Annotated in this window: 18 protein-coding genes; 9 read left to right on the top strand and 9 right to left on the bottom strand. The window is 60.4% G+C overall.

The genetic code is table 11. The features are described from left to right. Positions 1-75: 75 nt before the first annotated feature. The 3 genes from ACM110_RS04225 to ACM110_RS04235 form a co-directional block, all read right to left on the bottom strand. Positions 76-1161, bottom strand: a complete 1086-nt coding sequence (locus tag ACM110_RS04225) for a Zn-dependent alcohol dehydrogenase (protein ID WP_416126703.1) — start codon at positions 1159-1161, stop codon at positions 76-78. Positions 1162-1248: 87 nt separating this feature from the next. After that, positions 1249-2358, bottom strand: coding sequence for an acyl-CoA dehydrogenase family protein (locus tag ACM110_RS04230; RefSeq protein WP_416126704.1), 1110 nt, complete (start codon positions 2356-2358; stop codon positions 1249-1251). Positions 2359-2366: 8 nt separating this feature from the next. Then, on the bottom strand, positions 2367-3509 hold the full coding sequence (locus ACM110_RS04235) for an acyl-CoA dehydrogenase family protein (protein WP_416126705.1): 1143 nt from the start codon (positions 3507-3509) through the stop codon (positions 2367-2369). A 141-nt stretch (positions 3510-3650) separates the two neighbouring features. Here ACM110_RS04235 and ACM110_RS04240 point away from each other — a divergent pair, with 141 nt between their 5' ends. Then, positions 3651-4439 carry an enoyl-CoA hydratase/isomerase family protein gene (locus ACM110_RS04240; protein WP_416126706.1) on the top strand — a complete coding sequence of 263 codons (789 nt, stop codon included), beginning with the start codon at positions 3651-3653 and terminating at the stop codon, positions 4437-4439. A 10-nt stretch (positions 4440-4449) separates the two neighbouring features. Further along, on the top strand, positions 4450-5097 hold the full coding sequence (locus ACM110_RS04245; protein WP_416126707.1) for a TetR/AcrR family transcriptional regulator: 648 nt from the start codon (positions 4450-4452) through the stop codon (positions 5095-5097). A gap of 58 nt (positions 5098-5155) precedes the next feature. Here ACM110_RS04245 and ACM110_RS04250 read toward each other — a convergent pair whose 3' ends face one another. Further along, the gene (locus ACM110_RS04250) at positions 5156-6568 is read right to left on the bottom strand and encodes a coniferyl aldehyde dehydrogenase (protein ID WP_416126708.1); all 1413 of its coding nucleotides are present in this window, start codon (positions 6566-6568) and stop codon (positions 5156-5158) included. Between the two features lie 79 nt (positions 6569-6647). Then, positions 6648-8360, bottom strand: a complete 1713-nt coding sequence (locus ACM110_RS04255; RefSeq protein WP_416126709.1) for a hypothetical protein — start codon at positions 8358-8360, stop codon at positions 6648-6650. 297 nt (positions 8361-8657) lie between these two features. Here ACM110_RS04255 and ACM110_RS04260 point away from each other — a divergent pair, with 297 nt between their 5' ends. From ACM110_RS04260 to ACM110_RS04285, 6 genes are all read left to right on the top strand, one after another. Next, positions 8658-9797 carry an acyl-CoA dehydrogenase family protein gene (locus tag ACM110_RS04260; RefSeq protein ID WP_416126710.1) on the top strand — a complete coding sequence of 380 codons (1140 nt, stop codon included), beginning with the start codon at positions 8658-8660 and terminating at the stop codon, positions 9795-9797. 30 nt (positions 9798-9827) lie between these two features. Then, positions 9828-11015 carry a lipid-transfer protein gene (locus ACM110_RS04265; protein WP_416126711.1) on the top strand — a complete coding sequence of 396 codons (1188 nt, stop codon included), beginning with the start codon at positions 9828-9830 and terminating at the stop codon, positions 11013-11015. Between the two features lie 42 nt (positions 11016-11057). Further along, the gene (locus tag ACM110_RS04270) at positions 11058-11495 is read left to right on the top strand and encodes a MaoC family dehydratase N-terminal domain-containing protein (RefSeq protein WP_416126712.1); all 438 of its coding nucleotides are present in this window, start codon (positions 11058-11060) and stop codon (positions 11493-11495) included. Positions 11496-11504: 9 nt separating this feature from the next. Next, positions 11505-11921: a MaoC family dehydratase gene (locus tag ACM110_RS04275; protein WP_416126713.1), complete on the top strand. Its 417-nt coding sequence runs from the start codon at positions 11505-11507 to the stop codon at positions 11919-11921. 32 nt (positions 11922-11953) lie between these two features. Beyond that, complete coding sequence (locus ACM110_RS04280; protein ID WP_416126714.1) at positions 11954-12784, top strand: SDR family NAD(P)-dependent oxidoreductase; 831 nt, start codon at positions 11954-11956, stop codon at positions 12782-12784. Positions 12785-12904: 120 nt separating this feature from the next. After that, complete coding sequence (locus ACM110_RS04285; protein WP_416126715.1) at positions 12905-14473, top strand: long-chain-fatty-acid--CoA ligase; 1569 nt, start codon at positions 12905-12907, stop codon at positions 14471-14473. 139 nt (positions 14474-14612) lie between these two features. Here ACM110_RS04285 and ACM110_RS04290 read toward each other — a convergent pair whose 3' ends face one another. Both ACM110_RS04290 and ACM110_RS04295 read right to left on the bottom strand, forming a co-directional pair. Further along, positions 14613-17345, bottom strand: coding sequence for a LuxR C-terminal-related transcriptional regulator (locus tag ACM110_RS04290; protein ID WP_416126716.1), 2733 nt, complete (start codon positions 17343-17345; stop codon positions 14613-14615). Positions 17346-17457: 112 nt separating this feature from the next. Then, complete coding sequence (locus tag ACM110_RS04295; RefSeq protein WP_416126717.1) at positions 17458-18651, bottom strand: lipid-transfer protein; 1194 nt, start codon at positions 18649-18651, stop codon at positions 17458-17460. Between the two features lie 284 nt (positions 18652-18935). Between ACM110_RS04295 and ACM110_RS04300 the strand changes: the two genes are divergently transcribed. Then, positions 18936-21626, top strand: a complete 2691-nt coding sequence (locus ACM110_RS04300) for a LuxR C-terminal-related transcriptional regulator (RefSeq protein ID WP_416126718.1) — start codon at positions 18936-18938, stop codon at positions 21624-21626. Positions 21627-21676: 50 nt separating this feature from the next. Here ACM110_RS04300 and ACM110_RS04305 read toward each other — a convergent pair whose 3' ends face one another. Together ACM110_RS04305 and ACM110_RS04310 are read right to left on the bottom strand one after the other, a co-directional pair. Next, entirely contained in the window at positions 21677-23044 is a 1368-nt protein-coding gene (locus ACM110_RS04305) for a DUF1329 domain-containing protein (protein ID WP_416126719.1), read from the bottom strand. 27 nt (positions 23045-23071) lie between these two features. After that, complete coding sequence (locus ACM110_RS04310) at positions 23072-24883, bottom strand: DUF1302 domain-containing protein (RefSeq protein ID WP_416126720.1); 1812 nt, start codon at positions 24881-24883, stop codon at positions 23072-23074. Between the last annotated feature and the right edge of the window lie 90 nt (positions 24884-24973).

Raw genomic sequence — 24973 nt, forward strand, 5'->3', positions numbered from 1 at the left:
TTATGGTTTCACTCACTCACACGACGCCGGGCGGGACCAGGATTAGCTGGCCCCGCCCGCCCTTTCACCTGAAACTCACTGATCGAAGACGATCACCGACCGCGCCAACTCGCCACGACGCATCTCGTCAAAGGCAATATTGATGTCTTCCAGTTTGATGCGTTGCGAGATCATCTCGTCGAGCTTGAGCCGCCCCTGCATGTAGAAGTCGGTCAGGCTCGGCAGATCGACCGGAAAACGGTTCGACCCCATGATTGACCCTTGAATGCGACGGGCTTGCAGTAGCTGGAAAGGATCGATTTCAAGCTTGGTGCCCGGTTTCATCATGCCGATGATCGTCGCGCAGCCGCCGCGTTTGAGCATGCCGAATGCCTGCTCGGCCGTCTGCTTGAGGCCAATGCATTCGAACGAGTGATCGACGCCGCCTCTGGTCAGTTCAATCACCTGTTGGGCCGTATCACCATTCTTCGCATTGATGACATCGGTGGCGCCAAACTGCCGGGCCAGTTCCAGCTTCGAATCGAGCATGTCGATGGCAATGATGCGACCGGCACCGGCCAGTACCGCACCATTGATTGCAGCCAGACCAATACCGCCGCAACCCAGTACCGCCACGGTCTCGCCCGGGCGCACTTTGGCGGTGTTGAATACCGCGCCGGTGCCTGTGGTAACAGCGCAACCAAGCAGCGCGGCGCGGTCGAGCGGCATGTCGCGGCGAATGGCGACCAGCGCATGTTCATGGACCAGCATCTGTTCGGCATAGGCGGACAGATTGGCAAATTGCGGCATGGGTTTTTGCACGTAGGTCAGGCGTGGCTCATCGCCCTTGCTGCGGCGCGTTTCCGGCGATACGCATAGCGACAAGCGGCCAGTGACGCAATGAGCGCAATGGCCGCAGTAGACCGACAGGCACGTGACCACATGATCACCCGGCTTGACGGTGCGTACGTCCGAACCCACTTGTTCGACAATGCCGGCGGCCTCGTGACCGAGCACCACGGGGGCCGGATGCGGGTACATCCCGTCGACGACATGCAGGTCCGAATGGCAAACGCCTACGGCGACAGTGCGCACAAGGACTTCACGTGGGCCTGGTTTGCTGATCCCGACGTTCTCGATGGTCAAAGGAGAACCCGGCGTGTGGAATACGGCTGCTTTCATGATTTACCTCGATGAAAAAATTGTTGTTCTTGTTTTGGTTACGCAAGCGCACAGACCGCTCGCGTTACGACGGAACGGGAAAAATCGTCACAAACTTCGATCGGTCAACCCGGCCCAGAAACCCTCGGAGCCTGCGGCAATTGCCGCCTGCCCCAGCACCTTGGCCCAATGCGCATCACTGCCGAACTCCTCACGCCAGGACCAAAGGCGACGCGTGGCGAAATGCAGAGTGTGTTCATGGGTAAAACCGATAGCGCCGTGCACCTGATGCACCACCGACGCGGCCAGCGTCGCGGCCTCGCCGGTACACACCTTGGCCACTGCGATGTCGAACGCCAGGGTGCTGTGATTGCCTGCCGTCCCGAGGAACAGGTCGCTCGCGCTGCGCAAGGCGACTTGCACAGCCATTCGCGCTGCGCCGGTGGCACCGGCCATCTGTGCCAGGTATTGCTGCAATACCTGTTGCTTGCCGATTGGCTTGCCGAACTGCACACGCTCATTGGCGTACAGCACCGCCTTGTCGACCACGGCTTCAAGCGTGCCTACCAGCGTGCAAGCGCGCACCAATGCACCGAGATGCCAGACCGGATCTTGCAGATCGGCCAGTTGCAGTCGACCCGTGGCCTGACAGCTGGCGTTGGCGAAAACCAGCGTATCGCGCTCTTCATCGGCAAAATTGCTACCAGCGGTCAAAGTAATGGTCGCCTGACGCAAGTCGACTAGTGCCAGACGCTGACCATCGGCAACGACGGCCCACCGACAACTGCGCGCCCACGGCACGTTGACGGCTCGGCCCTGCAGATGCGTCCCCTCTTTATCCAGTTGCAGATCGCCCAGGCGGCCGGTCTGAATCAGCGTGATCGGCCCTTCCGGTACTTCCATCCCGGCGTAAGACAGCAGTGCAGCACCGAGCATGGTTTCCGCCAACGGCAAAGGCGCCTGCCAATAGCCGATGGCGTGCAGCACCGGGCTGGCGTCGAGCCAACTGGCACCGCTGCCACCCGCGGCTTCTGCTACCAGCGCGCCGGGCAAACCATTGTCGACAACCATCTGCCATAGCGAATCGGCACGGTGGCCGTCATCGAAGCGTTCGAGCAGTTCACGGGTGACTTGTTTGGCGAACAGACGTTCGACGCTGTCGGCGATCATGCTTTGCATTTCGGATGGGATGCCGTCGTCCGCACCCTCTTGATTCATTGTTGTATTCATCGCAGACCAAGGCCTCCGGCAATAATGCCGCGCAGAATTTCACGAGTGCCGCCTCGCAACGAGAAGGACGGCGCGCTCTGAGTCAGAAAGCGCATCACCTGATCGAGGTCGGAGCCGCGTTCACGCTGATCACCGAACAGATCGTGAGCGACTTCCGGAATGGCCTGTTCGAGCAAGGCGCCCTGGTCCTTGACCACCGTCGCCGGGATCGCCGGATTTTCCCCACGGGCGAGCATGCCGGCGACGCCCAGCGACATCTGCCGCAGCGCCGCATAGCGTGCCGCCAGACGGCCGAGACTCACCGCATGCCGGGTGTCTTGCGGGTCGGCCTCGTCGAGCATCGCCAGATACAGCTGGGTACTGCTCAAATAGCGTTCCGGACCGCTGCGCTCCAACGCCAGCTCTGCAGTGACCTGCAGCCAGCCATTGCCCAACTCGCCAATGACAAAATCATCGGGAACGAAGACGTTTTCCAGGAACACTTCATTGAAATCATGCTCGCCGAGCATGTTGTAGATCGGACGCACGGTCACGCCGGGGGCCTTTAGGTCAATCAGCAGTTGCGACAGGCCCGCACGACGATTGCCCTCCTCCTTCGGTCCGGTGCGCAGCAACGTGATCATGTAGTGGGCCAAATGCGCGCCCGAGGTCCAGACCTTGCTGCCGTTGACGATCCAGCCGCCGTCAGTTTTTTCCGCGCGGGTACGCACGGCCGCCAGGTCGGAACCGACGTCGGGTTCGCTCATGCCGATCGCCAGAAGCGTTTCGCCGCGGGTGATGCCCGGGACGATCTGCGGGGCCAGGACTTCCGGAGAAAACTTGATCAGCAACGGGCCGCTCTGGCGTTCCGCGACCCAGTGTGCGCCCACCGGGGCACCTGCCGCGAGTAGTTCCTCCAACACCACGTAGCGCTCCAGCGCACTACGTTCGTGACCGCCGTAGCGTTTAGGCCAGGTCATGCCCAGCCAACCACGTTCGCCCAGCTTGCGGGTGAATTCCGGGACGAGACCGACGAGCCCTTTGGCGCGATCGGACGGTGAATAATGCTTGAGCTCTTCGGCGAGAAATGTACGCACTTCTGCACGCAGCGCCTGCGTCTTGGCGTCCAGCCTACAAGGCCTGATATCGAGTGCCTGCATGGTTTCTGCTCATTGGATTTTTAGAAGTAGCCGATCAAATCACTTGTTGGTCGACCAGCAAGCAACTAAGCTATCAGCATTCTCGCAATGGGATCAAGCACCATCGATCCCGTCGATTTCTTAAGCCTTACGGAGCATCCGATGACTACTTTCGAACCCTTCACTCCCGGCCGTGGCTTGACGCTTGATCTGCAAGGTCACGTGGCTATCCTCGAGTTCAGCCGTCCGCCACTGAACTTCTTCGATCAGGAATTGATCATTGATCTGGTGGCCGCGCTGGACTATCTGGACCAATCATCGGCGTGCCGCGTCGTTATCCTGCAGGCCGAAGGCAAGACCTTCTGTGCCGGCGCCGACTTCAGTGGATTGGGGCAGAACGGTGAAAAAATTCTGCCGCGCGAGTTGTACAAACACGCCGTGCGCCTGTTCCGCACGGCCAAGCCACTGATCGTCGTGGTAGAGGGTGCAGCCATCGGTGGAGGCCTGGGCCTGGCGCTGGTGGGCGACTACCGCGTCACCAGCGAAAAGGCTCGTTTCTCCGCCAATTTCAATCGCCTGGGCATGCACCAGGGTTTCGGCATTTCTGTTACGCTGCCGCGCGTCGTCGGCATCCAGATGGCCTCTCTGTTGATCGCCACCGGCCGTCGTATCGATGGCGCGCAAGCCGTCCGCATCGGTTTGGCAGATGTGCTGGCCGAACCTGGCGAAGAGCGTCAGGCTGCCCGCGCCCTGGCTGAAGAAATCGCCAAGAGCGCACCCCTTGCCGTCATGTCGAGCCGCCAGACGCTACGCGCCGGTCTCGCCGATGCAGTGGATGCGATCATCGACCGCGAGGCCTCCGAACAAGAGTGGCAGGTCCTCACCAACGACTTTGCCGAGGGCAACAAGGCGATGCGCGAACGTCGCGATCCTGAATTCACCGGTAACTGATAAATCGTCTATGGACACTCCCAACCAGAACACCCCCAGCAGCACCCGTCGAACCCAGGTGGAACGACGCACCGAAGCTGAACAATGCATGCTGGAGGCCGCACGGCAGATCGTCGCGCGCAAGGGCTGGATTGGCATCACCCTGGCTGAAGTGGGTCTGCAGGCCGGTTACAGTCGCGGCCTGGCAGCGCATCACTTCGGCACCAAAGCCGGATTGCTGCGTGCCTTGGCCGGGTTCGTGAACACCAGGTTCATGGGTGTGGTCGACGACAAGGCACCCCAGCGCCAGCCAGGGCTGGATACCTTGCTCGGCTACATCGATGCGTACTTCCTGCGTGACGATGCCGAATGGACCAACGCCCGCGCTTTGCTCGCCTTGATGGCAGAGGGCGTGACAGTGGAGTCGGAATCCGCAGCGATACTGGCCGAGTACAACAACTCAGTGCGAATGACCCTCGCCAAACAAATCGAAATCGGCATCGCTAACGGCGAAATCCATTCCGACAACGATCCGCTGACAACCGCCACTGTGCTGATTGGCACGATGCGCGGCATGATTCTTCAGTTGCTGCTCGATCCATCGACGTCTGAACCGGCGCTGTTGCATAAACAACTGCTTCGACTCATCAAGACCCTGCTGACCTCGCCCTGCGATTAACCCGCGTCAATAAAAAACGCCCACCGGTTCTCACCGGTGGGCGCCATACCCTCAAGGCTTATCGCTTGATCATCGCGTCCACCATCTGCCGCACCTGATCGGTGAACGGAGGTCGGGTGATATCCGGACCGTCTGCGGCGCGCAGTACCGGTTTCGGATGGCTGAAGGTAACAAAGCCCTGATGACCCAGATAGCTGCCCATGCCGCTGTTGCCAACCCCGCCAAACGGCAGGCTGTCGACACTGGCGTGGAGCGCGACGTTATTGATCGTCACCCCGCCGGAAACGGTGCGTTCGAGGACAAACTTCTCCTCGGCCGCATCGTTACCGAAGTAGTACAGCCCCAGCGGACGCGGATGAGCGTTGATGTAGGCAACCACCTCGCGCATGTCCTTGTAAGGCTTGATCGGCAACAGTGGCCCGAAGATCTCGTCCTGCATGATTTTCAGCTCGTCCCCCGGATCGCACAGCAACGTCGGGATCATCTTGTGATGAGGCTGGTCGGCGAAATCTTCCTGCGCAGGGTTCAGCTCGACCAACTCGACGCCAGCCGCGCGGGCCTCTTCAAGGTAGCCCAGCAGGCGTTCGTAGTGGCGGGTGTTGATCACCGAGGTGTAATCCGAATTGTCCTTGAGGCTCGGATAGAATTTGCCGACCGCCGCTTTGGCATGCTCGATGAATTCCTCCAGCGACTCTTCGGGAACAAACACATGATCCGGCGCAAGACAGACCTGGCCGGCATTCAATAGCTTGCCCGCCAGGATTTTGCTCGTAGCGGATTTTAGATCGGCAGAGCGCGACACAATGGCTGGCGACTTCCCACCCAGTTCCAGGGTAACCGGCACCAGGTTCTCGGCGGCGGCGCGCATCACATGTTTGCCTACGCTGCTCGCCCCGGTGAACAGCAGATGGTCGAATGGCAGACTGCAAAACGCCTGGCCGACCTGCGCGTCACCGGTGACGATGGCGATCTCGTCCTCGGCGAAGGTGGCGCGGAACATTCGTTGCATCAGTTCGGCACATTTGGGGGTCAACTCAGAGACTTTGACCATCGCTCGGTTCCCGGCCGACAGCGCACTGGCCAGTCCCTGGATGACCATGCCCACCGGGAAGTTCCAGGCCGTAACGATACCCACCACGCCCAGCGGCTGATACTGAATCCAGGCCTCGCTACGGTCGGCAGCACGCTGCTCGGGCTGCATCCACTCGGCAATCCTGGCCCTGGTTTTCTTTAACGACGAGAGCGGGCCCAACAAGTCGATGATGCGCGTCAGGTCGTGGCTGCGATGGCCGAAGTCGGCCGCCGTCGCCTCAACGATTTCCTGCTTGTACTCGACCAGCATGCCGATCAGGCGATCGAACAATTCGCAGCGTTTCTCGGCGGTCCAGATGTCATTCGACAGATAAGCGGTCCGCTGCATGGCGAGGATTCCACGCATGCGCACCACTTCAGGGTGTTCGATGTTGCTCATTGGAGGGTTTACCTTCTCATTGTGGGTTGATACGACCTTTGGGGGTCGGCGCGGGGCACTGCTCCCGCGCCGCTACAGGTCAATCGAGTTTTTTCATTTTGGTGGTATCCAGACGGACCAGGCCGAAGGCCATGCCGTACTGAATCGCACCGGTTTCATTGACCTTGATTGCCGAGTACATGCCATTGAAACGCGGGTCGCTGCCGGTATGGATCTTCAACACGGTGTCGCCGCTGTCGAGGTCCATACCAATGTGATAGCGGTCGTTCCAGTCGCGGGTGAAGTAACCATCGATGATCGCCATCCGGCCGCCACCACTGATCATCGGCACCGTGGAGATCGACGACACGTCGTTGCGCATCCACAGCTGCTTCCAGCCATTGCTGTCCTGATCCCACTTCAGCATCGCGACACCCTTCGGTCCCGGACGCGTCGCACCATTGAGCATGCTCACGTAGTAGTTGTCGCGCGCCAGGTACGGGGCATCCTTGCTGATGATGTTGTTGACCACGAAGGCGTAGTCGCCATAGGTCGACACCGATTGCTCGGACTGCACGGTTTCCACGTCGGCGCCCATGTCCACTTGCTGTTGGTCAGCAATGCGTGCCGAGAGCGTGCCGGGCTTCTGCTTCCAGCCGGCCGGCAACTGGTCGCGCCAGAAAGCCACCAGACGCATTTTCTGCGCGCCATCGGTGATCACCACGAGTTTGTCTTCGTCCGGTCCGAAGCCCATCAACGTCGGAGTCGAGCCCGTACCGTCGGCGACTTTCAAGGCGGAGATACGGATGCCACGGTCATAGGCTGCTTTCCAGGCGCCGCTGGCCTCGTCGCTGTGAATCTTGCCCTTGGCATCGACCACCAGGCGGTACATGTTCTGGTTCGAGGCCACATAGACTGCCCCGCCACCCGCCTCATCGCCATTGGCAAAACCGTTGAGGAACAATTCGTCCGCGCCATCGACGGCATAGGTGTCGACGATTTCCAGGGTCTTCGGGTCGAGGGTGATGACTTTGCCGCCGACGGTGTTGAGGACCAGATAGCCGTTGAAGGTCATACCCATGCCGAAGTTGAAGTCGACCGGGAAATCCGTGCCACGCTTGACCTTTTCGTTGTCATACAGAGTTTCCGGCAACACACGCACCAACGGTGCTCCCATGCCCGAGTCCGGTTTTTTCGGATCGAGTTGATCGACGCGGAAGATCTGCCGGCCACCCGCACCGATGAAGGCATCTTCGCGGGTCAACATCGAATAGAGGGCGCCGCCACGCAACTGATCGTTGATGCTGCTGATCACTCGGTTCGGCTGTCCGCGCATGTAGTCGAGCAACCCCTGCTCGTCCTTGTTGTCGAGCAATCGCTGGACATCCTGCGTCTGCTTCAGGCGTTGAGCGTCGCTGACCTTCTGAAACTCAGGCAACTTCAGCGGCATTTCGGTGCGTGCCACTTCAACCAGCTTGCCATCGACCCTGTTGTATTTACGCAAGCCGAGGCCGGACCACCACCACGTGACCATGGTGTCACCGACCTTGTCGACAAAATGCGGCATGCCGCCCGCATCGCTGGGCAGGTACGTCACCGACTCCGGCGTCAGCTCGTAGGAACCACGCGGCACCGCAATCTCGGTGCTGTCGGTCTGCGCGCTGTTCCAATGCGCCTGATTGCTGAAGCTCTGGGCCAGATAAGGGTTCATGGGAGGCGCAGTCTGGGCCATTGCCATGACGGACAAACCCGCCAGCGCCAGGCCCGCGCCCAACTGTGCGAAGCGAAGCTTTGTGATTGTTATGCTTCTCATTGTGCAACTCCTTGAAGGAATGAACTCGGTGCCAAGGCGCTAAACGCGCTGGAGCAACACCTGCGACGCAGAGCCTACGAAGCCCCGTTCACTCACTCCCCCCCCCACGATGAGTAGGTCACCGCCGATGGCCTGAGCGGTAAGGCTCCACCGTGAATTCCCGCAACTTTCATCCCCCCCCACCGTGGGGAGGGATCCCGCGACAGCCGCCCCGGCAGCATTCCTCCAGTCCCTCGGACACAAGGCTCACCCCCCAGGAGTCGCCTGCCGATCCTTTTACAGACACTGGAGTCCGTAATGCACATTCAACGATCCATCTTTCGCGAAGACCATGAAATGTTCCGCGAAACCGCCCGCCGCTTCTTCGAGCGCGAATGCGTGCCCCGTCAGGCCGAATGGGATGAGGCCGGCAAGGTCGACCGCCAGACCTGGCTCAAGGCCGGCCGCGAAGGTTTGTTGTGTTCCATGGTGCCTGCGGTGTATGGCGGTGGCGGCGGCGACTTCGGCCACGCGACTGTCATCAACGAAGAAATGCACCGCGCCGGCGTCTCGGGCGTCAGTTTTGGCCTGCACTCGGACATCATTGCGATGTACATCGTGCGCTTCGGCACCGAAGAGCAAAAACATCGCTGGCTGCCGAGCATCTGCAGTGGCGAAACCATCCTTGCCCTGGGCATGACCGAGCCGGGCAGCGGCAGTGACCTGAAGGCCGGGCGCACCACCGCGATCCGCGATGGCGACGAATACGTCATCAATGGCAGCAAGACTTTTATCAGCAATGGCATCAATTGCGACATGGTCCTGCTGGCCTGTCGGACCGACCTGACGGCGGGTTCCAAGGGAATCAGCCTGATCATGGTAGAAACCAGTCGCGAAGGCTTCCGTCGTGGCCGCAAGCTCGACAAGGTCGGCCAGCGCGCTTCCGACACCGCGGAGATGTTTTTCGACGATTTGCGCGTCCCCGTCGGCAACCTGCTGGGCGAGGAAGGCAAAGGCTTCGCCTACATGATGCAGGAGCTGCCACAGGAACGGCTGGGTATCGCCATCTATGCCGCCATTCACCTGGAGCGACTGCTTGACCTGACCATCGAATACGTCAAGGACCGCAAGGCCTTCGGCCAGTCGGTGTGGGATTTCCAGAACACCAAATTCAAACTCGCCGATGCCAAGGCCGCCTCCGTCGCGGTACGCACCATGATCGACTACTACATCAGCGAGCACATGCGTCGCAAGTTGACCGTGGAAGAGGCTGCCATCGCCAAGCTGTTCGCCACCGAAACCCTGTGGAAGCACCTGGACGACATGGTCCAGTTGCACGGTGGTTACGGCTACATGCTCGAGTATCCGATTGCCCGCGCCTTTGTCGACCTGCGCATATCCCGGGTCTTCGGTGGCACCAACGAAGTCCAGCGCGAACTGATCGCCCGCAAACTTTAACCCCCCTTCTCTTCTACCGAGAGCAAAGACATGAGCGACAAAGTTATCGTTGCCGGCGTCGGCATGATTCCGTTCAGCAAGCCGGGCGCGAGCCCGACCTACACCGAAATGGGTGCAGAAGCCTTGCGCCTTGCGTTGAAGGACGCCGGGATTGGCTACGACAAGATCCAGATGGCCTTCACCGGCTACGTGTTCGGCGACTCCACCAGTGGCCAGACCGCCCTGTACGAAGTGGGCCTGACCGGTATTCCGGTGGTCAACGTCAACAACAACTGCTCCACCGGTTCTACTGCGCTGTATCTGGCCCGTGCCGCCGTGGCGAGCGGTCAGGTCGATTGCGCCCTGGCACTGGGCTTCGAGCAGATGCAGGCCGGCGCACTGAGATCGCATTGGGATGACCGTCCTCGCCCCCGCGCACGCTTCCTGCACGTACTCGAATCGCTCACCGCCGATGCGGCGGACATTCCTCAAGCCTTGCGTGGTTTCGGCGGTGCCGGTCGCGAGCACATGCAACGCTACGGCACCTCGATGGAGGCCTTCGCCGCGATCCGCGCCAAGGCCAGTCGCCACGCCGCCAACAACCCGCTGGCGCTGTTCAAGAACGTGGTCACCACCGAAGAAGTGATGAACGACAAGGTCATCTGGCCCGGCGTCATGACTCGCCTGATGGCATGCCCGCCGACCTGCGGTGGCGCCGCTGCGATTGTCTGCAGCGAAGCCTTTGCCAAAAAACACGGCCTGCGCACCGACGTGGCGATCCTCGCCCAGTCGATGACCACCGACGTAGTCGAGTCCTTCGATCCGCCGTCGATGATCAGCTTTGCCGGTTTTCACATGGCCCAGGCTGCCGCCAGCCAAGTCTACGAACAAGCCGGCATTGGCCCGGAAGATATCCGCGTGGTCGAGCTGCACGACTGCTTCGCCCACAACGAACTGCTGACCTATGAAGCCCTGGGGTTATGCCCGATCGGCGAGGCCGAACGTTTCATCCTCGATGGCGACAACACCTACGGCGGCCAGGTTGTGACCAACCCGTCCGGCGGCCTGCTCTCCAAGGGCCACCCGCTGGGCGCGACCGGCCTTGCCCAGTGCTATGAGCTGACCCACCAACTGCGTGGCACCGCCAACAAGCGCCAGGTGGAAGGTGTGGAGATTGCCCTGCAACACAACCTGGGCCTGGGTGGCGCCTGCGTCGTCACGCTGTTTGGTAAAAACTGATCGCCCTGTTCAGGCGCGTTTTGACATAGGAGCCAAGTGAACATGGCAGACAAAAATCTGATCGGGCACAAAACCGGCGTGTACAGCGTCGACGTTGAAAAGGGTCGCCTGCGCTTCTTCGCCAAGGCCATCGGCGAAACCGATCCGGTCTACATCGACGAAGCCGCCGCAAAGGCGGCCGGCCACAAATCCTTGCCGGTCCCTCCGACCTTCCTCAAGTGCCTGGAAAGCGAAGGCCGCGACGTGGTGGAACTGCTCAATCTGGTTGGCTTTGACCTGGGCCGGGTTCTTCACGCCGAGCAGTCCTTCGTCTACCACAAGATGGCCTATGCCGGTGATGTGCTGACGTTCGACGGCTTCATCTCCGACCTCTACGAAAAGAAGGGTGGCGCCCTGCAATTCGTGGTCATGGAGGCACGAGTGACCAATCAGAATGGTGAGCACATCGCCGATATCCGCTCCTCCCTTGTGCAGCGCTAAGGAATCGTCATGAGCATTCAATTTTCCGATATCCAGGTCGGTGACGAGATCCCGCTGCTCAAGCTGCAGCCGGTCAACCGCACCACCCTCGCCTTGTACTGCGGCGCTTCGGGTGATCACAACCCGATCCATGTCGACCTCGACTTCGCCCGCAAGTCGGGGATGGACGATGTGTTCGCCCACGGCATGTTGTCCGCGGCGTATTTCGGTCGCCTGCTGACCACCTGGGTGCCGCAAAGCCAGGTGCGCAGCCTGTCGGTTCGTTTCACCGGCATCACTCAGCTCGGCCACATCCCGACCTGTACCGGCAAGGTCATCGAGAAGTTCATCGATGCCGGCGAGCAGCGCGTGCGCCTGGCGCTTCGCTGCGCCAACCAGTACGGCGAAGAGAAGCTGGCCGGCGAAGCCGTTGTAGCCCTCGCCTGATATTTCAACCAAAAGCCCAAGGAACAATTTCAATGAAAAAGCTTGAAGGCAAAGTCGCCCTGGTCACCGGTTCCGGTCGTGGTATCGGTCGTAGCGTCGCACTGCAACTGGCAGCTTACGGCGCCAAAGTCGTGGTCAACGATCTGGACTCGGCACCGGCCGAAGAAGTCGTGGCTGAAATTCGCCAGGCCGGTGGCGAAGCTGTCGCTTGCGTCGGCAGCGTAACCGCCGCCGATTTTGCTGAGCGTTTCGTGCAGACCGCAGTCCAGAGCTATGGCGGCATCGACATCATCATCAACAACGCCGGCTACACCTGGGACAACGTCATCCAGAAAATGACCGACGAACAGTGGTACGCGATCATCGACTGCCACCTGACCGCACCGTTCCGCATCCTGCGGGCGGCCCAGCCGATCATCAGCGCCCAGGCCAAGAAAGACGCCGCCGAAGGCCGCGAAGTATTGCGCAAGATCGTCAACATTTCCTCGGTCGCTGCTGGCGGTAACGCCGGACAATCCAACTACTCCGCCGCCAAGGCCGGAATCATCGGCATGACCAAGACCCTGGCCAAGGAGTGGGGCCGTCTGAAAGTCAACGTCAACGCCGTGGCGTTCGGTTTCATTGATACCCGACTGACCCAGGCGCTGGCCGGCGACGAGAGCAAGACCATCAACATTGAAGGTCGTGAAATCAAGGTCGGCGTTCAACAGGAACGCATCGATACCGCCAGTTCTGCGATTCCCTTGGGACGCCCTGGCACAGCCGAAGAAGCGGCCGGTTCGGTGGTGATGCTGTGCCTGCCGGAAGCCAACTACGTCACCGGTCAGGCCCTGGTCTGCGGCGGCGGCTACGGCAGCCTGTAAGCCGCCGTTCGTCTCTGCGGGCATTCTTCCCTCCCACAGTGGGAAGAATGCCCGGACAATGAGACCACGGCCTGACACCTCGCAAGTGGACTCCCTACAAAAACAAGATTGGAGGTTTCGATGTACATGACCCAAGGGCTGCAGCGCCACCGGCAGCAGCGCCCCAATGCCACGGCAATCCGTTATCAGGGCCGCAGTGTGACCTTCGCCCAGTTGGGTGATCGCGTTGCCCGGCTGGCTGGCGCGCTCAAGCGTCTGGGCGTGACCAGTGGCGAGCGCGTCGCGATGCTCTCGCTCAACTCTCAACGCTACATCGAGTATTACCAGGCAGTGCCGTGGGCCGATGCCGTGCTCAATCCGGTGAACATCCGCTGGAGCGCGGCTGAGATCATCTACTCACTGGATGACTCGCAGACTTGCGTGCTGATCGTCGATGACGCCTTTCAGAAACTGGGCACCCAAGTGGCCGTTGCTGCCAAGAGCATCCGGTTGGTGATCTATGCCGGTGACGGCGAAACGCCCGAGGGCATGCTCAACTACGAAACCCTGATCGCCGAGAATGAACCGGTTGAAGACGCACACCGTTGCGGCGACTCCCTGCTGGGCATTTTCTACACCGGCGGCACCACCGGTTTCCCCAAGGGCGTGATGCTCAGCCATAACAACATCGGAATCTCCGCCCTCGCCAACCAGGATCGTGTGGGCTATGGCGCACAGACGCGCTACCTGCATGCCATGCCGATGTTCCATCTGGCCGACCTGGCCGCGATGGTCGTGCTATTCCTCAGCGGTGGCATGCATATCGTGCTGCCCGCCTTCAAAGCGCAAGAGGTCATCGAGCAGATCAGCCGGGAGCAAGTCACCGACACCTTTCTAGCGCCCACCATGCTGCAGATGATCCTCGACTGGCACCAGGCAAATCCGCCCCTTACGGCACTGGACCTGAGCTCGCTTCGGGAAATTACCTACGGCGCCTCGCCGATTACCCCCGTCCTGCTGCAACGTGCCCGTCAGACCTTCCCTTCGGCCCAATTCGCCCAAGGCTATGGCATGACCGAAATGGCCCCCGGCATCACCATGCTGGGCGCCGAGTACCACTGCGAAGAACATCAGCGCAGCGGCAAGATGTACTCAGCCGGGCTGCCCATCAGCTGCGTGGAAATCCGCATCGCCGATACCGAGGATCGCGAGGTGCCCCGTGGCACGATCGGCGAAATCCTGGTGCGTGGCCCCAACGTCATGCTCGGTTACTGGAACAAACCGGAAGCCACCGCCGAGGCGCTACGTGGCGGCTGGATGCATACCGGTGACGGCGGCTACATGGACGACGATGGCTTCATCTACATCTGCGACCGTCTCAAGGACATGATCGTCAGCGGTGGGGAGAACATCTTCACCGCCGAAGTCGAGAACGCCATTGTCAGCCATCCGGCTGTTGCCCAAGCGGCTGTGATTGGCATTCCCTGCGTTAAATGGGGGGAGACCGTGCATGCGGTGATCATCCTCAAGCCTGGCGCCAGCGTCGCCGAAGATGAAGTGGTCGCCCATTGTCGGGCAATGATTGCCGGCTACAAGGTGCCCCGCAGCATCGAGTTTCGCACTTCCTTGCCGATGTCCAGCGTCGGCAAGGTGCTGAAGAACGAACTGCGCAAACCGTTTTGGGAAGACCGCCTGAGTAACGTCAATTGACCTGAAACAGAAACACAGACGTAACCCTGTAGGAGCCGAGCTTGCTCGCGATAGCGGTAGGCCAGTCAACATCAATGTTGAATATGATGCCGCCATCGCGAGCAAGCTCGGCTCCTACAAGGATGGCGGTGGTTTTTAATTAGTCGATGTTCAAATCACGCCATTTGGCAATCGCTTCTACCCTGCCGGCCACATTGAGCTTGGCGAACAGATTCTTGATGTGCCATTTCACCGTTTCCGGTGACACGCCGAGGGTGCGGGCGATCTTCTTGTTGGTCATGGCTTGCGCCATCAACTGCAACACCTCGGTCTCTCGCTCGCTCAGGCTTGCCATCGGCGAAGTCACCTTGCGTTCGGCGTTCTCTGTTGGCCTGGCGGCAGCGATCAGCCGCTGCGCGTAGAAGGCGAGCACCGGGTCAAGCGCGTTGTCTTGCAGCAGGTCGTTGAGCATTCGAGGCAGTTGCGGTGCAACGTCGAGCAGGCTGCGTACCAAGCCCAGCCTGTGTCCCTCTCGCAAGACTTCCATCAGTTGCTCAAGCGCTTGCTCGTCGTGCCCTCGACCTTTTTCGGCCATAGACAGTTGCAGTCGCACAATCGCGGCTAACTGCCAGTGCCTGGCCGATTCGCAGAGAGTGATCAGTGGTGCAATTTGCTGGATTGCCTGGCCGAACTCACGCTGATACAAACTCATCTCGACCGCCGCCCGCATGGCCAGCAAATGGATGATCAACGGGGTGCCGCGCAGGATGCCGGCATGCTTGTCAGCGAGCGCCTGAAGCTCTGCGAGAAGGACCTCGGCCTGCGAGGTCTGGTATTTTTCCAGGTGCCAACGTATGCGCACATACAGCGCCCAGGCAAGCAGTCGGCCCAGGTCATAGCGCTGTGCGTATTCTTGCAGGCGGTCCAGATAGGCCAGCGCCTGGATTTGCTCACCTTTGAGCCAGTAAGCCCGACTCAGCGCCAGCAGACTGTGCAGAACGATGTTGGGCAGGGAAATCCGCTCCAGGGCGTCGAGGCGAGGTTCGAGCAATTGGCAGACTTCGGCCAGATTGCTCTGTTCGTACAACAGGCTGGCCAGGAACGCCGCGGCAGCATGGCCGGCGACCGCCGCACTGCTGCCGTGCGGTTTTGCCTCATCCAGGGTATTGCGAAAGATATTTTCCGCTTCGCTGATGCGGCCCTCGTGGACCAGGCTCACGCCATAGATACAACGGCCGATCAGGGTCCGGCGCGGTGAAGTATTCGGGCGGTCGCTGTGCTGGATGATCTCGCGCACTCGCTCGTGATCGCCACTGAACAGATACAGCCACGCCAGAATGGAGGCACGACCGGTCAGAATCAGGTCATCGGCATCGTCAGGTATCGCCTCCAGTTCAGGAGCGAGTGACCACGCCACCTCCGTCAGGTCGCGTTGCATGGCCAGGGTGCCACGGGTGACCAGCAGCCCCTGACGTTGCTGGGTGTTGAGCCGATACTGTTGCGCCTCCAGATGGTCGAGTATCTGTTGCCCTTCGGTGAAGTTATGCGCATGGAGCTGCAACTGGGCCATCACCAATTGCAGACTGTAGCGCTCACGCATCTGCTCTTGGGGCAACTTGCGCAGCAGGTTGGGCAACTGACTCAGGGAGCCACGCGCCATCAGCTCGTGCGCACAGGCTTCGACAATCTCGGCGGCGATCTGAAAGTCGCCGGCCAGGACCGCGTGACGCACCGCCTCGTCGATATGACCTTGCTCAAACAGCCAGTCCCGAGCCAGCGCATGGAGTTTTTTCTGCTCCTCTTCTGGCTGACGACTGAGGTGATCACGCAGAACCTCGCGCAATAACGGATGCAGTCGGTACCAGGTTTCTTTGTCGTGGCTCTTGATCTGCGTGATGAACAGATTGTCGCTGTCCAGTCGGGTCAACTGGCTCATCATCCCGGCAATCGCATGCGGCTTGCCGACAAGCCTGGCACATAGCGGGGCGGTGAATCGGCTGCAGATCGAAGAGTGAGTCAACAACTGCAGATCCGCGAGGGGCAAATGGACCAGCACTTCCTGTTCAAAATACTGCGCGAAAGCGCCGGCACCACGTACCTGCATACGACTGAAGCCGGCGCCATGTTTGGATTTCAAGTCAATCGCGAACAATTGCAGGCCAGCCACCCAGCCGTCGGTCAAGTCGTGCAAGAGCTCGGCATCGTGATGGCTGATTTCGCCGAACTGCCGCAGGTAGCGCCCCGATTCTTCAACGGTAAAGCGCAAGTCCTGCAAGTCATACTCGGTCAACTGGCCCTGAGTGCGCAGACGGGCCAGCGGAAGCGTGGCAGGTAAAGCGCTGCGCGTGCCGAGCACCAGGTGCAGGTTCGGCGGCGCATAGTCGAGCAGCCAGCCCAGCAGTTTGAAGATGTCAGGGTCGTTGAGGTGATGCACGTCATCGATCATCAACACCAGGTCGTTGGCGTGACCGGCAATCGCCTGGAGCAGGACGATGATCCAGTGTTCGAGCGCCAACTCGCCGGCACCCTCGCCGAACAGCAGGGTCGCTTCGCGGGCCAGTGCGGCATCGACTTCGGCAACGCTGGCCAGCAGGCAATTGGTCAACCGCGCCGGGTCGTTGTCCTCACCGGTCAGCGATAACCAGGCGACGTCGAAGTCGATCGCTATCAGTTCGCGGCGCCAGGCCAGCAAGGTGCTGGTCTTGCCGCTCCCTGCCGGACCCTGGATTGCCACGCAGCGCTGCCGACGCGCCTCCATCAGGCGGCTCATCAGTGCCGCGCGTGGCATCAGTTGGCGCGCACCGCGAGGGGGAATGACCTTGGTGTCAGGGATTAGCTGAAGCACCCGGTCGGCAGGCAGATGGAGCTTGGAGCCTGAGGGTGGATTGGGCATCGACTGAATTCCGCAGACAATCTTGATCAAGTACAAGTCTAATACAGGGTGAACGTAAGGCTGATTCACAATCGCAACGCGCGTGCGCGCCATGGCGCGCACGCACGTGACATCAGGCGCGCCCGTACAGCGTAACGACGCAGGCCCCGCCCAGCCCAAGGTTGTGCTGCAGGGCAAGATTCACCCCTTCGACCTGGCGTTTGTCGGCGGTGCCGCGCAACTGATGGGTCAGTTCATAGCACTGGGCAAGCCCCGTGGCGCCCAGCGGGTGACCCTTGGAAAGCAGGCCACCGGACGGGTTGGTCACTACGCGCCCGCCGTAGGTGTTGTCGCCATCGAGCACGAACTTCTCGGCGCCGCCTACCGGGCAAAAGCCCAACGACTCATAGGTCAGCAATTCATTCTGGGCGAAGCAATCATGCATCTCGGCGACCAGGATGTCCTGCGGACCGACGCCGGCCTTCTCGTAGACCTCGCTGGCGGCGCGCTGGGTCATGTCGAAACCGACCGCCTGGATCATCGACGCCGGTTCGAAGGAAATCCCGCGGTCGGTGGTCATCGACTGCGCCAGGATCACCACATCGGTGCGCAAACCGTGCTTTTTGGCAAACGCTTCGCTGCAAATGATCGCGGCAGCCGCGCCACAGGTCGGCGGGCACGCCATCAGACGCGTCATCACGTCAGGCCAGAGCACCTGATCGTTCATCACGTCCTCGGTGGTGATGATTTTGCGGAACAGTGCCAGTGGGTTGTTGGCTGCATGACGACTGGCCTTGGCGCGGATCGCGGCGAAGGTACTGAGCTCGGTGCCGTAGCGTTGCATGTGTTCACGACCGGCACCGCCGAACTGGCGAAGGGTCATCGGCACGCCGATCGCGCCGGCATCGGCGGTCAGTTCGTCCGACACGTGCAGATGCTTGCCCATGCACGCCGGGCGATCGGTAAACACCGCCCCCAGGGCACCCGGCTGCATCTGCTCGAAACCCAGGGCCAGAGCACATTCAACCGCCCCGCTTTCCACTGCCTGACGCGCCAGGTACAGGGCCGTGGAACCGGTGGAACAGTTGTTGTTGACGTTCACCACCGGCACGCCACTCATGCCCACTTCGTAGAGCGCCGATTGACCGCAGGTCGAGTCGCCATAGACATATCCGACATAAGCCTGCTGAACCAGATGGTAGTCCAGGCCTGCATCTTTCAATGCCTGGCGAGTCGCTTCAGCGCCCATCTGGATATAGGACCCACTGGCACCGGGCTTCAGGAACGGGATCATGCCAACCCCGGCAACATACGGTTTGTGCGACATCACATTCTCCATAAAAATTAGGCCCTGCTTCGGCGTCTTGCTCTACTGCCCGACCGCCCGAACTATCCGGACTGCCATCGTTGCGAAGCCGTTGCAGGCTGTACCCGCTCGCTACGGGGGGTAAAGGGGTGGCCCCCCCACCCTCGCTCCGACCAGTGTTCGCCCGCGATCAATTTTGTCGTTGCACAAACGCTCGGTAATCGGCCTAAAATCCTGCAAAACATAACAACGCAGTGGGACCCTTTCACCAAGGCCCTTCAAATCCGTTGCAGACTGGATTAGCCATGCCTCCGAATGCCCCGCCAATCACCACCCGATTCTCGCCGCCACGCATCAGCAGTCACGCGGTGCTGCGCGAGTTGCTTCTGGCCCGCCTGCAGGCGGCTCGGGATTGCCGGCTGATCCTGATCAACGGCAGCGCAGGTTTCGGCAAGACCACGCTGATGGCGCAGTGGCGACAAAGCCTGATCAAGGACGGCAACAGCGTTGTATGGTTGTCTCTGGCGCAGGAAGACGCCGCGCTGGAGTCTTTCTGCGCGAACCTCATCTGCACCCTGCAAAACGCCGGCGTGCCCCTTGAGGATGACCTGCTGCTGTTGATCGAGCGCGAGTCACTGGACGGTCTGCTCGCCCTCGCTTCGGTCATGATCAATACGCTGGCGCGGGTCAGTGCACCGCTGTATTTGATGATCGATGACTTCCATTTCGCCACCGATCCACGCATTTCGCGCCTGGTACAGCTGGTGGTGGATGGCGCCCCGACCCAACTTCACATCGTGCTGGCCTCCCGGGTCAATGCCAATCTGAAACTCGGCCGGCTGCGCGCAATGGCTGAGCTCTGTGAGATCGGCGCTACCGAGCTTGGCTTTGATTTCAACGAGTCCCTGGCCTTCCTCAAGGCCTATCTGGACGACGGCATCGACATGGAGCTGGCGCACGCCATCCACGACAATACGGACGGCTGGCCCATCGGCCTGCAATTGATGTCCATCTCTCTCAAGGCCAACCCGCGCAAGGAAGCGAAAATCCATCGACTGCTACCGGGCAACAGCGACCTGCGGGACTATCTGGCTGAAGACGTGATGGACGGATTGCCGGCAGAGGTCATCGGGTTCCTCGAGAAAATTTCGATCCTGCGCCGTTTCAATGCGCAGGTAGCGGAGCATGTCAGCCAGACGCCGCAAGCGGTTGACCTCATCGCCAGCATCGAGGCCCACAACCTGTTCATCCTGCCTGTCGACATGGAGAGCCAACAGCAGTGGTATCGGTTGCACCCGCTGTTCGCCGAGTTCCTGCAACAACGCCTGACCGCCTCGGACGTCGACATGTCCCGGCTGCACCTGCGCGCCGCGCAGTGGTTCGAACAGGCCGGGATGGTGAGCGAGGCGACACGCCATGCCGTGCTGAGCGAAAACCTCGAGGAACTGGTGCGCCTGCTGGAGCGCAAACAGCCGACCTATCACGGCCTGAGCCATCTTGGCCAGTTCATGCGCTGGCTCGATTGTGTTCCCTTGGAGCAGCTGACACAGCACCCGAAGGTACTTCTGCAAGGCGCTTGGGGCTGCCTGTTGACGATGCTGACCAGCAAGGCGGAAACCTGGATAGAGGTTCTCGAAAAAAGCACGGCGGACCCTTCCACCTGGAGACCCCACATCGATCTCGTCAGGGCCGCGATCGCCCTGCAACACGATGACCTGGCACGCTGCAGCCAGCTTGTTCAGGGTTTACGCGAGCGAACCTTTAGCCATCCATTCAATGAACGAATGCGCGTTTGCCTGTTGATCAACTGCCTGGTCTACCTCGGCGAGCAACAGCAGGCCTGGCAATACCTCAACGGCCCCGAATGCGAAACGCTGCGCACCAGCCATGACGAGCTGGCGCTGATGATCGTCGCCACCACCGCCCATGGCATTCTGCTGTGCGGGAATGTGCTGGAGGCCTCGCGGCATCTCATCGATGTCCTGCTTCTGGCCGAGAACAAACACGGTCGTCGCTCGGTCAGCGCCTGCACCTGCGCCGTGGCGGTTGCCGAGGCGCACTACGAAATGGACCGCATCGACGACGTGCGCGAAGCCTTGAGCAACCGCCTCGATCTTTTGCGCTTCGCCCCGCCATCGGTGAGCATCTCGGCGATGATCAGCGTCGCCCGTATGAGTTACCTGCAGGAGTCGTCGGCCAGTGCGCTGACGTACCTGACCAAAATGGCCGGGGAATTTCGCGCCAGAGGTTTCGATCGTGCGCTGGCCCACAACCTGACCGAGCAAGTCCGCATTCTGCTGGGCAATGGCGACTGGCGACAGTGTGAAAGCCAGAGAGCCGGCCTCGATGCGCTGACTCACCGGCACTGCGGCGACACTCCGCTGGCGCACGAAATCAGCGCCCTTGCGGCCTTGTCGCGCGCGCGCATCTGCCTGGCCCGGCAAGAGCCGGACCGGGCGCTACTGGCGCTGGACATCGTCGAGCAATTCGCCAGCCGCTACAGTCGAGGCAAATGGCGAGTCCAGTCGAACCTGTTGCGCGCGGTGGCGCTCAATGACCTGGGGCGCCCGTCGGAGTCCGCTGTACTGTTGCGTGCTGTCGTGGGCGAAAGCTATGGACTTGGCCTGGTGCGCACCCTGCTGGATGAAGGCCCTTCCCTGCTGGCGCTATTGGCCAACCTGGATTGCCGGGACGATCCGGTTCTGGACAGCTATCGCAGTCGACTGGCTGCCGTGCCGCTGAACTGCGCCAGCACCGGCCCGGCATCGGCCCGCGTGGCGAAGGATTCGGCGGCGGGTGAGCACTCGCTGTTTACCAAGCGAGAACTGGAAATCATCAGCCTGCTTGAGCAGTCGATGCCCAACAAGCGCATTGCACAGACGCTGAATCTCAGTCAGGAAACCATCAAGTGGAACTTCAAGAACATCTACACCAAGCTCGGTGTGTCGTCCCGTTATGAGGCACTGACTGCCTTACGGCAAAGGGCTGAGCAATAAGGGGAATTTGTAGGAGCGAGCAAGCTCGCTCCTACAGGGGATTGCATGAATCAGCGAATACCCGCGTTGCGCAAGGCGGCCGGAGTGAATTCAGCCAGGTTCGGCTTCACGCCGTATTCGATCCCTTCCTTGTATTCATTACCCAGTGCCATGGCCAGGTAGCGTCCGGCGATCAGGTCATACAGCACCTGGCCGGCGTAGGTTCCGACGCCTTGTTCATAGTCGTTCATGGCCATGCCTTCGGCGACACGCCACAACTGCCCACGACCGTCGTAATGGTCGACCTCGGCCAGTTGCCAGGTGTCCTCATCGAAGTACATATGACGCTTGGCGTAGATGTGACGCTCACCGGGTTTCAGGGTGCCTTCCACTTCCCACACACGGTGCAGCTCGTAGCGGGTGAGGTCCTGATTGATGTGACCGGCCTTGAGAATGTCGGCGTATTTCAGCGAAGGCGAAGCCAGGCGATAGTTGTTGTACGGAATGTACATCTCCTTCTTGCCAATCAGCTTCCAGTCGTAGCGATCCGGGGCACCATTGAACAGGTCGCCGTTGTCCGAAGTGCGCATGCCGTCCGAGGCTGTTCCCGGCCCATCGTAGGCGATCTGCGGAGCACGTCGCACGCGACGCTGACCGGCGTTGTAGACCCACGCCAGACGTGGTTCCTTCACTTGATCGATGGTCTCATGCAGCAACACGACGTTACCGGCCAGGCGTGCCGGCGCTGTCACGCGTTGCTTGTAGTAGGCAAAAATGTTGGCGGTGCTCTCCTTGTCGTCACCGGTCATGTATTGCGGGAACGCCATTTCATCTTCGAACTCGACGATGGTGAACGAACCATCGACCTGCGGCGTGGCCTGGACCATCTGACGTCGCTGGTTGAGACCACGATAGCGCGTCAGGTGGTTCCAGAGTACTTCAACGCCGTTCTTCGGGATCGGGAACGCGAAATTGCGGGAATCACTGAAATTACTCAAGCCATTGCCGCCATCGACCGGCTGGGTGTTCAAAGCACTTTTTTTCGTGGCGTCGTAGATCTCCTGCGGGGCAGCAGCTGTGCGATGGGTCTTGTACACCGGAATCTTGTAGGTGTTGGGGTAACGCTTGAACATGGCCAACTGGCCGGCGGTGAGCTTGTCCTTGTACTGTTCGGCGTTGGCCGGTGTGATCGTCAGGATCGGCTTTTCAGCGCTGAACGGATCGCCCAGGAATCGATGGCTGACCGGCGCCGCGCCGGGCTTCAAGCCACCTGTCCAGGCCGGAATGCTGCCATCGGCATTGCCTTCCTTCTGCGCGCCGAGCGGGGTCAGGGTAGTACCCAGTTTTGCCGCCTCTTCCTGAGAAACTGCCGCCATCACCTGGCCGGCCAGCAGGGTCAGCGCGAGTGCGCCTATATGCATCATTGTTGTTGTTTTCATGCTTGCTTTCTCTCGTCTGTCTTCTGTTTAGAAGTTCACGCCAAAACTGAGCGCAACGAAGTCACGGTCACCATTGGTGTTGAAATGACCACCGAAGAAGTCGGTGTAACTGAGGCTCGCGGTGTAGCTGTTTTTGTAATCGGCATCGACGCCGAGGCTGACGGCCTTGAGCCCTTCTTCGAAGTTCGGGCCGGTGCCATCGACGTCATGCGACCACGCCAGGTTCGGCGCCAGGTTGATGCCAGCGAATACGTTCGGATAGTCCAGACGAGCGCGGGCGCGATAGCCCCAGGAACTGGTGGTGTAGAAGCCCTTGTCGTTGCATTCCTGTTGTGGGTTATTGGTCGTATTCAGGCACGCGGCATTCGCGGCCCCAGGCTGGACGCCGACCCCGAAAATCCCGCTGCGACCGAAGCGCAGATCGGTGCCGTCGGCATCGCTCAGCCCATTGATGCGGTTGTAACCCACCTCACCCACCAGGGTCAGGCGACTGGCCCCCATGACCTGCTCGAAAAACTGGGTGGCGGACATCTGCGTCTGCAGCACCGGCATGCGTTTGTACCCGTTGATCTCGCCGCCCAGGGTCGTGGTGGCATAACCGATACGGTTCAACAGCGCCGTTGGGTTACCGGTCGTGGCACCCGCCATGTCGATGGTGTTGATCTGCAGTGGCATGTTCGGCCGGTAACTGATTTCGCCGCCCAGTGAGGTGCCGTTGACGTTGGTCTGGAAACTCAGGCCATACAGACGGATATCTTCGGGGTAATCGACGAAATAGCGCGAAGCGCGAACCGCCGGGACCGGGTTGGCGGGATTGAAAGCCACGCTCGAACGCAGGGCGCTCAAATAAGGGCCACGGCTGTGGTAATTCATTACGTACGCACCAAACTCGGTGTCGTGGAGCTCTGGCACGAACCAGCGCAACGCCAGGCCATACTGACCGCTGTCACGGGCATCGTTATCCTTCACCCGCGGCGTGTAGGCGTCGTCGGTATTGTTGTTGAAACCAGGCGGATTGGCCGTGTTGTTGGCCAGTCCCGGTGCCAGATCCAGCCCCGCGCCGACCTGGCGGTCGTTGCACCCTTTGGCCAGCGGGTCGGCGCCGAAGAAGGTGCCGCAGTTGTCAACGACAGTGCTCTCCCACTCCAGCTGATAGAAAGCCTCGGCGCTGAAGTTCTCGGTGATGTTCTGCGACATGTAGAACATGTTCACCGGGATCAGACCTTCCTTGACCTCGGCACCGGGACGACGCAATGCGGCCACATCGATCGGGTTGATCGAGTTGATGCTGTTGCCGATGAACGTGCTCTCGCCCCAGCTCACCACCTGCTTGCCCAGGCGCACGTTGCCCGGCAATTCACCGATGTTGTAGCTGTGATAGACAAAGGCATCGAGGAATTCGGCGCCGGACGCCTTGGCCATGTCATTGCGACCACTGTCGTCGATGTCATAGAACATCCGGTGCTCGTCCTTCAGCTCGAAGTCGTACCAGTACTTGCCACGTACGAAGATTCCGCTGTCGCCGTACTTCAACTCCAGGTCATGGATGCCCTTGAATATCTTCGAAAAGGTTTCGCCCTTCTTGAAGTTCAGGCGGTTGTCGTCAGATAGCCGGGACGACGAATTGCCGCGCGCACCTTGCGAGTTGAAAGGGGAAATGAAGTCTGGATCACCTCCGCGCAGCGCCCAACTGGCGCCCATGGAAATTGACGTATCGAACTGCCCCTTGATTTCCCCGATTTCGAAGTTGACGGCATTGGCCTGGGTGCTCATGCCGATGGCAACAGCAGCCGCCAGCAGTTGGGGGCGAAAGCCACCCTGCATTATTGTTTTTGTCATGCGGCACTCCGATTGTGCGAAATGTTTCTTGTAGTTTTTGTATTTAGAGCGGTTCGATCCTAAGAGTCGGACCGGTTGGCACGCCCACCC

The organism is Pseudomonas sp. NFX98, from assembly GCF_047784845.1.
Taxonomy (GTDB): domain Bacteria; phylum Pseudomonadota; class Gammaproteobacteria; order Pseudomonadales; family Pseudomonadaceae; genus Aquipseudomonas.

What these genes read in the sequence shown, in the direction of transcription:
- ACM110_RS04225 (WP_416126703.1), bottom strand. Translation starts at nt 1,161, where the DNA reads ATGAAAGCAGCCGTATTCCACACGCCGGGTTCTCCTTTGACCATCGAG.
- ACM110_RS04230 (WP_416126704.1), bottom strand. Translation starts at nt 2,358, where the DNA reads ATGAATCAAGAGGGTGCGGACGACGGCATCCCATCCGAAATGCAAAGC.
- ACM110_RS04235 (WP_416126705.1), bottom strand. Translation starts at nt 3,509, where the DNA reads ATGCAGGCACTCGATATCAGGCCTTGTAGGCTGGACGCCAAGACGCAG.
- ACM110_RS04240 (WP_416126706.1), top strand. Translation starts at nt 3,651, where the DNA reads ATGACTACTTTCGAACCCTTCACTCCCGGCCGTGGCTTGACGCTTGAT.
- ACM110_RS04245 (WP_416126707.1), top strand. Translation starts at nt 4,450, where the DNA reads ATGGACACTCCCAACCAGAACACCCCCAGCAGCACCCGTCGAACCCAG.
- ACM110_RS04250 (WP_416126708.1), bottom strand. Translation starts at nt 6,568, where the DNA reads ATGAGCAACATCGAACACCCTGAAGTGGTGCGCATGCGTGGAATCCTC.
- ACM110_RS04255 (WP_416126709.1), bottom strand. Translation starts at nt 8,360, where the DNA reads ATGAGAAGCATAACAATCACAAAGCTTCGCTTCGCACAGTTGGGCGCG.
- ACM110_RS04260 (WP_416126710.1), top strand. Translation starts at nt 8,658, where the DNA reads ATGCACATTCAACGATCCATCTTTCGCGAAGACCATGAAATGTTCCGC.
- ACM110_RS04265 (WP_416126711.1), top strand. Translation starts at nt 9,828, where the DNA reads ATGAGCGACAAAGTTATCGTTGCCGGCGTCGGCATGATTCCGTTCAGC.
- ACM110_RS04270 (WP_416126712.1), top strand. Translation starts at nt 11,058, where the DNA reads ATGGCAGACAAAAATCTGATCGGGCACAAAACCGGCGTGTACAGCGTC.
- ACM110_RS04275 (WP_416126713.1), top strand. Translation starts at nt 11,505, where the DNA reads ATGAGCATTCAATTTTCCGATATCCAGGTCGGTGACGAGATCCCGCTG.
- ACM110_RS04280 (WP_416126714.1), top strand. Translation starts at nt 11,954, where the DNA reads ATGAAAAAGCTTGAAGGCAAAGTCGCCCTGGTCACCGGTTCCGGTCGT.
- ACM110_RS04285 (WP_416126715.1), top strand. Translation starts at nt 12,905, where the DNA reads ATGTACATGACCCAAGGGCTGCAGCGCCACCGGCAGCAGCGCCCCAAT.
- ACM110_RS04290 (WP_416126716.1), bottom strand. Translation starts at nt 17,345, where the DNA reads ATGCCCAATCCACCCTCAGGCTCCAAGCTCCATCTGCCTGCCGACCGG.
- ACM110_RS04295 (WP_416126717.1), bottom strand. Translation starts at nt 18,651, where the DNA reads ATGTCGCACAAACCGTATGTTGCCGGGGTTGGCATGATCCCGTTCCTG.
- ACM110_RS04300 (WP_416126718.1), top strand. Translation starts at nt 18,936, where the DNA reads ATGCCTCCGAATGCCCCGCCAATCACCACCCGATTCTCGCCGCCACGC.
- ACM110_RS04305 (WP_416126719.1), bottom strand. Translation starts at nt 23,044, where the DNA reads ATGAAAACAACAACAATGATGCATATAGGCGCACTCGCGCTGACCCTG.
- ACM110_RS04310 (WP_416126720.1), bottom strand. Translation starts at nt 24,883, where the DNA reads ATGACAAAAACAATAATGCAGGGTGGCTTTCGCCCCCAACTGCTGGCG.